Source organism: Lacticaseibacillus jixianensis, from assembly GCF_003946485.1.
Taxonomy (GTDB): domain Bacteria; phylum Bacillota; class Bacilli; order Lactobacillales; family Lactobacillaceae; genus Lacticaseibacillus; species Lacticaseibacillus jixianensis.
Map to the genome: position 1 here is coordinate 1 of NZ_RHOJ01000011.1, position 13028 is coordinate 13028.

Below are 13028 nucleotides of genomic sequence, written 5' to 3' on the forward strand. Positions count from 1 at the left end.
TACGCAACCCGTAAGATTGAAGTGGAACCAGTCTTTGGGAATATGAAGCACAATCTGACCTTCACTCGTTCTTCAGTGCGTGGACTTGAGCCCGTTCGCCAGGAGCTCGGATTAACTTTGATGGCAGGAAATCTTCAAAAGCTGGCAATTCTGATAGACGTCCACCCAGATCTGTTAAAGGGCCTGCTGAAGTGGGGGTCTATTTGTCGTACCCTGAAAATCAAAATAGCTACAAAAGCCGAAAAAGAGCTCACCAAAATCGAAAAACCGACCGAACTATCCAGAAATATTCTGGTAGAACGGTCGGTCTTTTTTTGCAGCTTCGATTTATGTCTCAGCCACTTTTTGCGACTCGCTGTGTCTGCAGCCGCGCAGCCTTTAGGCGCGGGTGCTTTGTAAAATGGCCACCCCGAACGCAGGCAGCGCCACTTCTTTTTCAGGCGTCGTGTGCGTCAGCAGGTCCTCGCCGCCTAGGGCGGGATTCGCCACCGTCAGCGGCCGGTTGGTCGTGTTGAGCAGGAAGGTGTACTGGTGGGTCTCGCTGTAGCGGCGGGTGATCTCCACCCCTTCCGGCTGCGGCGTTGCCGGCTTCAGCCCGGCCGCAGCCAGCAGCGCGGCCATCACGGCCGAAAGCCCGGCCTTATCCAGCTGCGTGCCAACGTAAAACGCGTGACCTTTGCCAAAGGCGTTCTCGGTCACCGCCGGCGCGCCGGTGTAAAACAGCTGGTCGTCCGCGTAGGTCGCCAGGACCTTGGCCGCGGTCGGGTGAATGATCTCGCACAGGAACGTGCCGGCAACGGTTTGGCCGGTCGCGAGCTTGACGGCCACGGTGGTCTTCGGCGGCCGGGCGTCCCACTCCTCGTTCCACAGGCCGAGCACGTCGCGCAAGGTGCCTGGGTAGCCGCCCAGCCAGACGTTGTCGTGTTCGTCGACGATCCCGGACATATAGGTGGTCAGGAAGGTCCCGCCGTTTCTGGTGAAGGCGTGGATCTTATCGGTGGTCGCCTGATCGGCAATATACATCACCGGCGCGATCAGAATATCGAGCCCTGACCAGTCGCTGTCCTTGCCGACCATGGCCACTTCAAGGCCGGCGTCGTAGGCCATCTGGTAATAAGTGTGGACCTGCTGCATGTAGGCCATCTGCTTGCTTGGGCCGGTCGAATACTCGACCCCCCACCAGCTCGGGTAGTCGAACAAGACGCCCACGCGCGCGGCCCGGCGGCTGGTGCGCAGATCGGCCGGCAAGCCGGCAAGCTCTTTGCCCAGCGCCTGCACTTCCTTGTAGACGCGGGTCTCGTGCTCTCCGGTGGCATCCGTGTGCGAGATAACGGCACTGTGGAACTTCTCCACCCCGTTTCGCGACTGCTTCATCTGGAAAAACTGCACCGTCCGGGCGCCGTGCGCCACGGCCTGGTAGGACTGCATCCGCAGCTCGCCTGGCGCCTTCAGCGCCAGGTAGGGCTGCCAGTTGGCCTGGCTGGGGGTCTGTTCCATCAGCATGAACGGCGCCTGCTTGAGCCCGTAGATCAAATCGTGATCCATCGCGGTTTCGGAGCTCGGCGTGTCAAAGCTCGGGTAGTTGTCCCAGGCGGTGAGGTCCATCTCCTTGGCCCACTGGAAGTAGTCGAGGTCCTTTTGCGCGGCCATCAAGTTGGTCGTGATCGGCGTCGTCTGATCGACCTTGCGGATAATGGCCTTTTCCACTTTGAAATTGGCCAGCAGCGAATCGGACTGGAAGCGCCGGTAGTCCAGCGCCGCCCCGCCCAAAACAGGCTTGTCGGTGCCGGCATCGATCATGTCCGTCAAATGCGTCGGCGGCACGATCTCGTCCCAGGCGTGGAAGGTGTGGCTCCAGTAGTTGCTCTTCCAAGCCGCGTTCACCGCGGCCAGGTCGTTATTGTAGTGGGCCTTGAGCCAGTCGCGAAACGCGCTTGCGCAGTTGTCGCAATAGCACAGGCCGCCGTACTCGTTTGAGACGTGCCAGCACACCACCGCCGGGTTGCCGGCGTAGCGCGCCGCGAGCTGCGCGACCAGCTTAGAAGCCAGCTGCCGAAAATGCGGTGAGTTCGGGCAGGCGTTGTGACGCATGCCAAAGCCCGCATGGCGGCCGTTGATGTCCGTGCGCGTGACGTCCGGATATTTGTTCACCATCCAGGCCGGCAGCGCGCCGGTCGAGGTGGCCAGCACGATCTGCATGTCGTACCGCGCGGCCAGCTTGATCACCTTGTCCAGCAGGGAAAAGTCGTACGTCTCTTCATCGGCCTGGATCACGGACCAGGAAAACACGTTCAGGGTCAGCGAGTTAACGTGCGCGGCCTGCAGTTTTTTCATGTCTGCTTCCCAAGTATCCTCAGGCCACTGCTCGGGATTGTAATCGCCGCCGAACAGGAAGGGTAATTCTTTTAATGACATCTTGAAACCTCCTCATGGTAAGGTGCGCAGGGTCGACGCTCTTAGCCCGACGATCAGCCTAGCCATCGGCATTGTCGCCGCTTTTTGGCGGCGAGGTCGATGGCGTAGCTGAGCGCTCGGGCGTTGTCGACCCGGAGCCCAGTTAAGGTGCGCCGGACCAGCGTTAGCACCCACTTATGCTTTGATCTGCGCCCCGTTTTGCTTAATGATGTCCCGGTACCAGTAGAAGCTCTTCTTCGGGATGCGCTTCAGGTCCTTGGGGCCATCGTCGTCGCGGTCCACGTAGACAAAGCCGTACCGCTTCTTGTAGCCGTTGAGCCACGACAGCAGGTCGGTGAAGCTCCAGGCGCAGTAGCCGATCATGTCAACGCCATCGGTGATGGCCTCTTTCATCGTCTTCAGGTGGTCTTGCAGGTAGTCGATGCGGTACGAGTCGTCGATCTCTCCGTCCTTGAGCTCGTCAAGCGCGCCCAGCCCATTTTCGGTGACGAACAGCGGCAGGCGGTACTTCTCGTAGACTTGGCGCAGGCCAACGCGGAAGCCGACCGGGTCGATCTCCCAGCCCCAGGCCGTCTTGGCCAGGTAGGGGTTAGAAACCGCATTGAACATCGGCACTTCCGGCGACTGGGCCTGCTCAGCTTTCGGCTGCATCAGGTACGGGTCGGTCGCGGAGAATTCCTTCGCGTCCCCCGCCTTGACCGGCTTTTCCAGCCGGTTTTGCTGCACGGTGCCACCGTGGTAGTAGTTGATCCCGAGAAAATCGGGCTTGGCGCTTTTCAGCAGCGCGTCATCGGCCGCCGTGACCTCTGGCATCAACTCGGCGCGGGTCAGTGCCTTGCGCTCGAAGTACGGGTACTCGCCGCGGCAATAGACGTCCAGCCACCAGTTGTTGTTGAAGTCGTCGGCGTTGACCGCCGCCAGCACGTCTTCCGGCGCCCCGGTCAGCGGGTACACCGGCCCGTAGCCGAAGCTCGGGCCGATCATGCCGTCTGGCACCAGCTGGTGGAACAAGTTGATGGCCGTCGCGTTGGCCAGGTTGATGATGTGGTTGGCCGCAAACATGCGCTTAGTGTCCTGAACCTTCGGCGGGTGATTGCCCCAGCGGTAGCCCATGCCGGTGAAGACGTTCTGCTCGTTGAAGGTGACCCAGTACTTCACGTCGTCCTTGAAGGCCTCAAACAGCGTCCGGCAGTACTTCTCAAACGCGGGGATCACTTGGCGCGACTCCCAGCCGTTGTACTTGTCCTGCAACGCCTGCGGCAGATCCCAGTGGTACAGGGTCAGCACGGGCTCAATGTCGTTCTGCTTCAGCGCCTTGATCAGCCGGCGGTAAAAATCCAGCCCCGCTTCGTTCACCGCGCCGTCGCCGTCGGGAATCACGCGACTCCAGGCCACCGAGAAGCGGTAGGCCTTGAGCCCCATCTTGGCCATCAGCGCGACGTCTTCTGCCATGTGGTGATAGTGGTCGATTGCCACGTCGCCGGTCGTGCCCTTGAAGGTGTTGCCCGGCTGGTGGGCATAGACGTCCCAGATCGAGGGGCCCTTGCCATCGGCGTCAAAGCCGCCTTCGATCTGGTAGGCCGCACTCGCCGCGCCCCACAGGAAGTTTTTGGGAAAATCATCTAACTGTTTATAGTACATTTCTTCCTCCTACTGCTTAGCGATGGCCAGGGCCCCGAGCAGCCCGGCGTCGTTGTCGTGTTTGCACAAGGCGACGTCCGTCTGGTAGTCGGTCCAAAACGGAATGTCGGCCAGCGCGTCTTTGATGTACGGCAGGATTTTCGGGTTCTTGGAAATGCCGCCGCCGATGAGCACGCGCTCGGGATCCAGCGTTGCCACCAGGTTGAAGATCGCAATGGCAACGTGCGCCGCCCACTGCCGCACCACGGTTTCAGTGGTCGGATCCGCCAGGTTGGCCATGATAGCCTCCCCGGACGCTTCCGCCACCGGCAGCCCCTTGGCCTGCGCGTACGCCTTGACCAGGGAGCTCGTGGCCGCCAGGTCGTGCAGCGTCGCGTACCCGCGCTGGCCGTAGTCGGTGATCGACATACCGAACTCGCCGGCCCGGAAATGCCCGCCGTGCAGCACCCGGCCGTCAAGTACGATCCCGCACCCCACACCGGTGCCCAAGGTGATCACCGCGAAGTTCTTGACGTCTGTAGCGTTGCCGTTGAGCATCTCGGCCAAGGCGGCGCACTTGGCGTCGTTTTCGATTGCAATCGGCAGCGGCCGCTTGAGCTGCGCCTGAAATGCCGCGATCAGGTTCACGCCGTCCAGGTGGCCCAGGGCGCCGGCGCGCTTGGCCACCCCGGTGTGCGGATCGACGAACCCGGGGAAGCTGACCCCAATGCCGGCAATGTCGGCCGGCGCGCTGGCCGCAACTTTGGCCAGATCGCCGAAGAACTGCTCGGCGTTGTCCGCGCGCGTCGGGAACTTGCTCTTGCTGACGAACGTGCCGTCTTCCTGCACTACCGCGTACTTCACGAAGGTGCCGCCCACGTCATAACATAGATAATTCATTGATAAGACCGCCTTTTAAAAGTTGTTCGCGAGCCACGCCTTGAAGAGGTCCGGCCACGCGTCGACCTGCGGCTGCACGCCGTAGCCCTCCGGAATGGCCGTTTCCTTGATTGCCAAAGACAGGCCGTGGCCGCCCTGCGGAAAGACGTGCAGCTCGACCGAAACCCCGGCTGCATGCAGCGCGCTGGCAAACAGCATACTGTTTTCCATCGGCACCGTGTCGTCGGTGGCCGTGCACCAGATGAAGCTCTTCGGCACCGAGGCCGTGACCTGCTTTTCCAGCGAGACCTTGGCCATCATGGCCGGCTTGCCGTAATCATCACCGAGCAGCGCCTCGATGGAGCCTTGGTGGGCGAACTTACCGGAGGTGATCACCGCGTAGCCGAGAAACAGACCGTTGGGCTGGATGTCCTGCGGGCGAAAACCGAAGTCAATGGCCAAGTCGCGGTCCCACTGGGTCGCCAGCTCGGCCGCCAAGTGCCCGCCGGCGGAAAAGCCCGCCACGATGATCCGGTCCGGGTCCACGTGCCACGCCTCAGCGTTCTCGCGCACCAGCTTCATCGTGGTCGCCAGCTCGACCAGCGCCACCGGGTAGCGGGCCGGGGCAACGCTGTAGCGGAGAATGAACACGTTGCATTCCATCGCCAAAAAGCGCATCGCGATCGGCTCCGCCTCGCGGTCCGAGGTCATCACGTAGCCGCCGCCCGGGCACAGGACGATGGTCTTGCGCCGCCGGTTAATTTCCATTTCTTTCGAGTTATCAAGGACGTACCCGTACAGCTTGGCCGTATCGGAATAAGCCGTTTTGAGCGTTTTTTCAAAATATTGCATGCTGATCACTCCACCATAATTTTTAACCCAATGGGCCGATTATCTGCATTCGGCTGCAGTTCGACTTTCAGCCCCGCCTTGTCAATGTACCAGGAGACCGGCCCCACGCCGAGCTGCTCCACCCGCTTGATTGGCGCGTGAAAGGCCGGCTGATCGTGCTCGTCGAACTCGCGAAAGGCGGTCAACGTCGCCTCGCTTGCGCCGGCCGGGCTCAGCAGGTAAGCGTACACGCTGCCATTGTTAGCCGTGTAGCGAATATCCTTCGGGCCGTAGTGCATCCCGGAAAGGTCCTGGAACATGCCCTCCTTGATGTTGGTCGGGCCCTCGCCGAACAGCTTCCAGCAGGTACTGCCGTATATCCCCTCACCGTTGACTGCCAGCCAGTCCCCGATCTCCTCAAGGATCTGGCGGTCTTTGGGCGCGATCGAGCCGTCCGCCCGTGGGCCCACGTTCAGCAGCAAGTTGCCGTTCTTGGACACAGCGTCCAGCAGGCTGATGAGCAGCTCGTTGGTGCCCTTGTAATCGAGGCTGTCGGTGTAGCACCAGGAATTGTTGGCGATGGCGGTGTCGGTTTGCCAGTAGAACGGCTTTTGCTGCTCGAACCCACCGCGCTCCACGTCGGGGATGCCGTCGCCCCAGGCCAAAGCGTCGTACTTGTAGCAGATGCCGACCGGCGTGCCCCATTCGGCCGCGCGGTTGTAGTAGTACGCGGTCATTTCCTTGACGTAGGGCTTGAAGGCCTCGTGCTGGATCCACCAGTCAAAATAAAGCATCTCCGGACGGTAGTTATCGATCAGCTCGCAGACCCGCTGCAGCCAGTCCTCCAGGTATTCTTTGGTCGGATACGGCGTCGAGTACAAGTCCTGGTTGTCCGGCTCAGGCATGGCCGGCCAGTAGAAGTCGCCTTTTTGCAGCGGTTCCTTGACGTCGGAATCAAACTGCTTGCCATGGCCCATGAACCACCAGTGCTCGGCGCGGTGGTTCGACGTGCAAAAGTGCAGGCCCACGCCCAGCGCCGCTTGCCGTAGCTCGCCGAGCAGGTCGCGCTTGGGCCCCATCTCCGCGGCGTTCCAGTGCGACAGGTCAGATTTGTACATCTGAAAGCCGTCGTGGTGTTCAGCAACGGGAAAATAGTACTTCGCCCCGGCCCGCTTGAACAGCGCGACCCACGCCTGCGGATCGAACTTTTTGGCGGTGAACAGGGGGATGAAATCCTTGTAGCCGAAGTCCTTCTGGGGGCCGTACGTCTTGATATGGTGCTCATACGCCGGCATCCCCTTGATGTACATGTTCCGCGAGTACCACTCGTTTGAGTACTCCGGCACCGTGTACAGGCCCCAGTGGGTGAAAATGCCAAACTTGGCCTGCTTAAACCATGCTGGGACCGGCATGCGGCTCAGTGATTCCCAATTCGGCTGGTACTTGCCTTGCGCGTTGACCGCGCGGATCTCTTCAACTGTTTTGGCCATCATTGCGCGCTCCAATCAAAGCCCACGGCGTCCAGCCACTTCTTGGCGATCACCATCGCCCCCTGCTCGGACGGGTGCACCCGATCCGGCGTGGCCACGAAGTACGCCGCCTGGTGCAGGAACTGGTCCACAGCCGCCTGCGCGTCGATGTAAAGCAGGCCGTTTTGCGCCGCCAGCTCCTTGCCAATATCCTGGTAGGCCATCAAGGCGCGGCGCATCGGGTCGTCGTGGTTGAGCTCCCACATGAACGGGCTCATGATGATCATCTCCTTCACGTGCGGCTTAGTCGTATCGATCAGGTCCTGGTAGATCTGCCGGTACTCGGCCGGTTCGACCTTCGGCTGGTTCCAGTGCTGGAACTGCCGGTCAAAATGGCGCCACACGTCGTTGATCCCGACCATCACAGTCACGACGTCCGGCTTGAAGCGCAGCACATCGTGATCGTAGCGCGCGGCCAGCAGTTTAATATCATCGCCGTTGACCCCCGAGTTGATGATCTCGGCCTTAAGCTGCGGCGCCAGGGCGGTCATCGCGTCGTTGATCAACGTCACATAGCCGTGGCCCCATGAATCCCAGCCCCCGGGCTCGCGGTCGTAGTTGCGGTCCGCATCCGTGACGGAATCACCAGCGAAAACAATGATGCTATTTTTCTCGATTAACATGAGTTTCTGTCCTTCCAATATTGGCTTGTGCAAAGGCGAAGTGGACGGCTGCGCAACGCCCGGGCGGCCTGCTACGCCTGAGCCCTCGCCTGCACAGTACGGCGGCACTGGCCCAGGCTAAGCTGGCTATCACCCTAAGTGCGTTCGACTCCGTAGCCTCCTAGTTGCGCTCCATCGGACAGCTAACGCATGTCACCCTGTAGTTCGCGCTGCTCACACAGGCTGATCACCGCGGGAGTGACTAGCTACGGCCAAGCCCTCGCCGGCACAGTACACCGGCAACGCCTTGGCCTAGGCTACTCATCCCGCTAAAACCGTCCGACTCCGCAGCCTAGTTGCGCTCAGCGGGGCAACACCCGAGCGGCCTGCTACACTCAACGCCTCACCGGCAAAATTCGCCGGTAATGCGCTGAGCTAGGCTGGCCGTCGGGCTAAACCCGCCCCGCTTCGCAGCCTTAAAAAATGCGGGGCGACGTTTGTCACCCCGCACCATCCTTAGTCATCTTACCCAACTGCCACGAATGCAACTACTTCTTGGATTCAGATTTCTGAAGTACCGTCAGTTAGCCGGCTGTCTCCTTCAAAGGAACAGTGGCAACGAGTCACCCGACGATAACCAGTCTTTCAATCCGCCTGGCGGTTACTTGTCTTCCTTGTACTGCTTAATGGTCTTTTCACGCAGCGCGTTCTTGGCCTTCGCGTTCTTTAGATCGACCTTGTAGACACTGTCGTAACCCAGGCCCTTCGCCGTCTTCTGCATGTTGCTCAGCAGGCTGTTGAATTCGGCGTCGTTCTTGGCCATGACCATCTTCCAGGAGGAGTTGACGATCTGGGTGCCGATTGAGCCACGAGTGGTAGAAACGGTGGAAGAGTCTTCCGGTGCCGTGTAGGAAACCCCGGCGCCAACCAGCAGTTCCTTGTTCTTCTTCAGGTAGTCCATGGACGATGTGGCATTGTCCATGTGTGCGGACCAGTCCTTAGAGAGCTTGGTCTGGTTGAGCTTCAAAACGGATGGCCAGGTGACGTAGCCGTAGCTGTAGCCGGTCGTCGGGTCCTTGTCGTACTGCATCACAGCGACGTAGTTCAACGTAGAGATCCCGTCTTTCCAAGTCCCGGTGCCCCACTTAGCAGGCACCTGAACGGAGCCGCCTTCCAGCTGAGCCTTCTTACCAAATTCGGTCAGAACCGGCTGGCCGCCCTTCATCTTCCAGGTCAAGCCCTTAGGACCAGCAGAGTAACCAGTGGTCTGGGCCTGCTGGATCTGAACGCCTTCTGGGCTGTACAGCCAGTTGATGAACTTAACCAGGCGCGCTTTGTTCTTCGCCTTAGAGCCAACTCCGATGAACGTCGTGTTCCCGGTTGGCTGGTTGCCCATCGAGAAGACCTTCATGTTCTTCAGCGGTGCGAGCTCGAAGCCCTTGCCGGCAGCCATGTTCGAGGTCGTGTTGAAGGCGCCTTGACCCAGGTAGCCCCAGTATGCGAACAGGACTTTCCCTGCTTGGTACTTGGAGTACATGGTATCCCAGTTCTGCGTGGTGCTTTCTGGATCGACCAAACCGAGCTGCTTAGCCTTGTTCAGGAAGCGCAGCCCCTTAACGTACTGACTCTTGGAGTCGATCAGGCTCTCGTAAGCGCTGCCGTTGCCCTTGCTGAGGGCGAATGGCTGGTTAACTTCCCAGCCATAGAACGCCAGGTTCTGGCCGGCGTTTTGCATCATCGTGGAATCCCAGTCCTTGAACAGGGAAATCGCGTAGACGTCGTTCTTACCCGTTTCCTTGCGGGCTTCCGTCTGCATGTCCTTCAAAGCATTCAGCAGGTCATCCGTGCTGTTCAGCTTCGGGTAGCCGACCTTCTTGTAAAGGTCCCAACGGATGTATGGGGCCGTGATGGGCTCCAGCCCTTCAGAGGACTTCGTTGGCGACTCTGAGGAAACCGAGTTGGTGATGCCCCAGATTCCCTTCTTGCCGGCCAGCTTGGTGATCTGATCGGTCGCCGCGCTGTACTTCTTGATGTACTTCATGCCGCTCATATACGGCGTCATGTTGGTCAAAAGACCGGCCTTGGTCAGCTTGTTCACGTGGTTGGTCCCGGTGATGATCAAATCACCCAGGTTGCCCGCCGCAGTGCGGGTGTCAAACAGCGTGTTCCCGCCGCCTGATACGTTAGGCGCGACCATCTTCAGCTTGATGTTGAACTTCTTTTGGACGTAGTGGGCAAACCAGCCCTTTGCGACGCCCTGGTAGTTCGCCATGTCATCGTAGACGGTGACGGTCATGAGCTTGCCATCGTCTTTTTCCGCCTTGTTCGAGGAAGAATTGGAACTGCCACAAGCTGCCAGCGCCAATGCGGCTGCGGCAACGGTCGTCACTAATGCGGCTTTCTTCAATCCGCCTGAAACTTTACTGCGAAAATTCATCGTATTCATCCCTTAACCTCCGTATTTGATACACATTAACCCTTAACAGCGCCAAGCATGATGCCTTTGGTGAAGTAACGTTGGAACATTGGGTAGATGAACAAAATCGGTAGTACCACGACCACGGAAACCGTCATGCGAATCGACGTTGGCGTTTGCGACTGGGCCACACTAGCCACTGCGCTCACCCCGCCGCCGTTTCTGACCATGTTGGCCAGCGAGCTCGCTTGGTTGATGTATTGATAAAGTAAGTATTGCAGAGAATAAAGCTTGTCGTCTGTAATGTAGAGCAGTGTATCCTGAAATGAGTTCCATTGCCCAACCGCGGAGAAAATCGCCACGGTGGCAAGGATCGGTGTGCAACTCGGCAGAATGATGTGGATAAAGGTCTGCAGGGTCGTCGCACCATCGAGAGCAGCCGCTTCTTCCAGCGACTTCGGTAAGCTTTCAATATAGGTCTTGACCAAAATGATGTTGAACGGGGCGACGATCGCAGGGAGCACGTACACCCAGAACGTATTGGTTAAGCCTAAGTTTTTCATCGTAATGAACATCGGGATCATCCCGGCGTTAAAGTACATGGTGATGATGACGAAGCGGTACCAGAACTGCCGGTGCCACAGGTCCTCGCGGGTAAACATATACCCCAGGAAGGCCGAGGCAATCACGGTCAGGCCCGTCCCAATGACGGTCCGGCCGAGGGAAACCAACGCCGCGGTGCCGATGCCTGACAGCCCCAGCACCTGCACGTAGTTCTCAAAGTGAATGTGCTTGGGCAGCCAGTTGATCAGGCCCTCCGCCGACAGGTTGTTGGCGGAAACACTGTTGATGATCAGGTAGTAGAACGGGTAAACACAGATCAGGGTGAACACCACGAAGAACAAAATGTTGAACACGCGGAAGACCTGCTCACCCGGGGTCGTTTCATGTCTTTCAATCTCAGTCATTGATTCTCACCTCCTAGCCTTAAATAATCGAGGAACCACGCGTCTTCTTCGACACGACGTTGACGATCCAAAGCAGTACCACGGACACCAGACTCTTGAGCATAGAGATCGCCGTCGCGTACGACAGGCTATTGTTCCCCATCCCGACGTTGTAAACGTACAGGTCTAGGACCTGAATGTGGGTCTGGTTGAACGCGTTTTGGAAGACGAAGTACTGATCCATCCCGTTGTTCAGGAAGTTGGAAACCGACAGCATCAGCATGACGAAGTACGTCGGCAGCAGCTCGGGGATCGTGATGTAGCGGATCAGCTGCAACTTGCTGGCGCCATCCACGCGCCCGGCTTCGTACAGCTCCGGGTCGATCCCGGTGATCGAGGCGAGGTAGATGATCGAGCCCCAGCCCAGGCCTTTCCAGGTGCTCCACAGCAGCATTTTCAGCCAAGTGTGGGCATCCGAATCCAGAAACTTGATTGGCTCGGCGATCCAGTGCAGGTTCTGCAGCAGCTCGTTGACCATCCCACTGGAGGAGAACATCGCAAACGCGATCGAGTAAACCAGCACCCAGGAAATGAAGTTAGGCAGTGTGGTCAGGGTCTGGATCGTGTTGCGGAAGTGCTTATTGCGAATTTCATTAAGCCCAATCGCGAATAATACCGGCAGGAAGGACGTGGCGATGTTCAGCAGGCTCATGGCGAAGGTGTTGGCCAGCACTTGAACCAGCTGGTGCACCTGCGTGGAGTTCTGAATCATCATCTTGAACCACTGTAGCCCGACGAATTCACTCTGGTGCAGTGGAATTGGCGGCTCGTAGTCGAAAAACGCGTAAATCCAGCCAAACAGCGGGTAGTAACTAAACGCCACGACCAGCACCAGGAATGGTGCGATCAGCAGCCACATCTTGCGGCCCTGCTTCGCCTTCGCTTTCTCATGCTGTTGATGCCGGCGCTTTTGTTCCGCTGCCACGTCCGGATTCACAGTCACATTGTCCATTGGTGATCCCTCTCTTCATCAAAAACAAACTTGCATTCGCAGATTCGCGTAGTCTAACATGATGACTATCGCGTCAAAACTAAGAACAGGTGGCAATCCAAATGAAATTCAATCCAGATAGCTCGTTTTTCCGCGCCATGGGCACCTTCGCCAGCTTCGTCCTCGTCAACCTGGTGTTCATCCTGACCTGCATTCCGCTGGTCACGATCGGCGCTGGCCTCGCTGCCATGCAGCGAACGATGATGCTGTACATCGATAACGAAGCGACAGCGCTGACCAGAACCTACTGGCGAAACTTCAAGGCGAGCTTGGTGCTTGGCACCCAAACTTGGCTGACCGTCCTGGCCCTGGCGGCGGTGTTCATCTTCAACATCAGCTTCTGGCGCAGCTCCCCGCTGTGGTTCGCCACCCCCATCATGATCGTAATGATCATTGCCACCGTCGTTTTGCTCATGATTGTCGAGGTGCTCTTCCCGCTGGTCGGCACCTTCAAGAATTCCTACCGGCAAACGATGAAGAATGCGGCCTTGATGGTGCTGCCAAGCTTCGGCAAAGTGCTGCTCCTGATCGCCATCGACGCTGGTGCCTTAGCCCTCTTTGGCCTCACGCGAATTGGTCGTGCGATGTTTGTTATATTCGGCTTCGCCTTCTGGCTTTACATCAAGGCGTTTGTGGAGAAGAAGCTCTTCACGAAATACTCTGATAAAGTCTAACGACAAAAGGTTGGAAGCGTTTCAACACGATTAGTATAAAACTGCGTCGTCTATTTGTAAACTT

Annotated in this window: 11 protein-coding genes; 2 read left to right on the top strand and 9 right to left on the bottom strand. The window is 58.5% G+C overall.

What is annotated here, in order from left to right; all coding sequences use genetic code 11:
* The coding region (locus EKM85_RS11715; RefSeq protein ID WP_191987292.1) for a transposase at window positions 1-399 on the top strand (399 nt) is incomplete at its 5' end.
* Here the strand turns inward: EKM85_RS11715 and EKM85_RS05810 are convergent.
* From EKM85_RS05810 to EKM85_RS05850, 9 genes are all read right to left on the bottom strand, one after another.
* The gene (locus EKM85_RS05810) at window positions 379-2415 is read right to left on the bottom strand and encodes a beta-galactosidase (RefSeq protein WP_125585336.1); all 2037 of its coding nucleotides are present in this window, start codon (window positions 2413-2415) and stop codon (window positions 379-381) included. The genes EKM85_RS11715 and EKM85_RS05810 overlap by 21 nt on opposite strands.
* Window positions 2416-2589: 174 nt before the next feature.
* Window positions 2590-4056, bottom strand: coding sequence for a glycoside hydrolase family 1 protein (locus tag EKM85_RS05815; protein WP_125585337.1), 1467 nt, complete (start codon window positions 4054-4056; stop codon window positions 2590-2592).
* Between the two features lie 9 nt (window positions 4057-4065).
* Window positions 4066-4935: an ROK family protein gene (locus EKM85_RS05820; protein ID WP_125585338.1), complete on the bottom strand. Its 870-nt coding sequence runs from the start codon at window positions 4933-4935 to the stop codon at window positions 4066-4068.
* Window positions 4936-4950: 15 nt separating this feature from the next.
* On the bottom strand, window positions 4951-5766 hold the full coding sequence (locus EKM85_RS05825) for an alpha/beta hydrolase (RefSeq protein ID WP_125585339.1): 816 nt from the start codon (window positions 5764-5766) through the stop codon (window positions 4951-4953).
* Window positions 5767-5771: 5 nt separating this feature from the next.
* Window positions 5772-7235, bottom strand: a complete 1464-nt coding sequence (locus EKM85_RS05830; RefSeq protein ID WP_125585403.1) for an alpha-L-fucosidase — start codon at window positions 7233-7235, stop codon at window positions 5772-5774.
* Entirely contained in the window at window positions 7235-7897 is a 663-nt protein-coding gene (locus EKM85_RS05835; protein ID WP_125585340.1) for an SGNH/GDSL hydrolase family protein, read from the bottom strand. The genes EKM85_RS05830 and EKM85_RS05835 overlap by 1 nt, the downstream gene beginning before the upstream one ends.
* A gap of 640 nt (window positions 7898-8537) precedes the next feature.
* The gene (locus EKM85_RS05840) at window positions 8538-10322 is read right to left on the bottom strand and encodes a type 2 periplasmic-binding domain-containing protein (RefSeq protein ID WP_225418942.1); all 1785 of its coding nucleotides are present in this window, start codon (window positions 10320-10322) and stop codon (window positions 8538-8540) included.
* Between the two features lie 26 nt (window positions 10323-10348).
* Window positions 10349-11260, bottom strand: a complete 912-nt coding sequence (locus tag EKM85_RS05845; RefSeq protein WP_125585341.1) for a carbohydrate ABC transporter permease — start codon at window positions 11258-11260, stop codon at window positions 10349-10351.
* A 19-nt stretch (window positions 11261-11279) separates the two neighbouring features.
* A complete protein-coding gene (locus EKM85_RS05850; protein WP_125585342.1) occupies window positions 11280-12251 on the bottom strand; it encodes an ABC transporter permease in 972 nt (323 codons plus the stop codon).
* 101 nt (window positions 12252-12352) lie between these two features.
* Between EKM85_RS05850 and EKM85_RS05855 the strand changes: the two genes are divergently transcribed.
* Window positions 12353-12964 carry a YesL family protein gene (locus tag EKM85_RS05855; RefSeq protein ID WP_125585343.1) on the top strand — a complete coding sequence of 204 codons (612 nt, stop codon included), beginning with the start codon at window positions 12353-12355 and terminating at the stop codon, window positions 12962-12964.
* The last annotated feature ends 64 nt before the right edge of the window (window positions 12965-13028 follow it).

Excerpts from the sequence above, each read along its gene's own strand:
- EKM85_RS05840 (WP_225418942.1), bottom strand. The coding sequence starts at position 10,322 with ATGAATACGATGAATTTTCGCAGTAAAGTTTCAGGCGGATTGAAGAAA.
- EKM85_RS05850 (WP_125585342.1), bottom strand. The coding sequence starts at position 12,251 with ATGGACAATGTGACTGTGAATCCGGACGTGGCAGCGGAACAAAAGCGC.
- EKM85_RS05810 (WP_125585336.1), bottom strand. The coding sequence starts at position 2,415 with ATGTCATTAAAAGAATTACCCTTCCTGTTCGGCGGCGATTACAATCCC.
- EKM85_RS05825 (WP_125585339.1), bottom strand. The coding sequence starts at position 5,766 with ATGCAATATTTTGAAAAAACGCTCAAAACGGCTTATTCCGATACGGCC.
- EKM85_RS05830 (WP_125585403.1), bottom strand. The coding sequence starts at position 7,235 with ATGGCCAAAACAGTTGAAGAGATCCGCGCGGTCAACGCGCAAGGCAAG.
- EKM85_RS05815 (WP_125585337.1), bottom strand. The coding sequence starts at position 4,056 with ATGTACTATAAACAGTTAGATGATTTTCCCAAAAACTTCCTGTGGGGC.
- EKM85_RS05820 (WP_125585338.1), bottom strand. The coding sequence starts at position 4,935 with ATGAATTATCTATGTTATGACGTGGGCGGCACCTTCGTGAAGTACGCG.
- EKM85_RS05845 (WP_125585341.1), bottom strand. The coding sequence starts at position 11,260 with ATGACTGAGATTGAAAGACATGAAACGACCCCGGGTGAGCAGGTCTTC.
- EKM85_RS05835 (WP_125585340.1), bottom strand. The coding sequence starts at position 7,897 with ATGTTAATCGAGAAAAATAGCATCATTGTTTTCGCTGGTGATTCCGTC.
- EKM85_RS05855 (WP_125585343.1), top strand. The coding sequence starts at position 12,353 with ATGAAATTCAATCCAGATAGCTCGTTTTTCCGCGCCATGGGCACCTTC.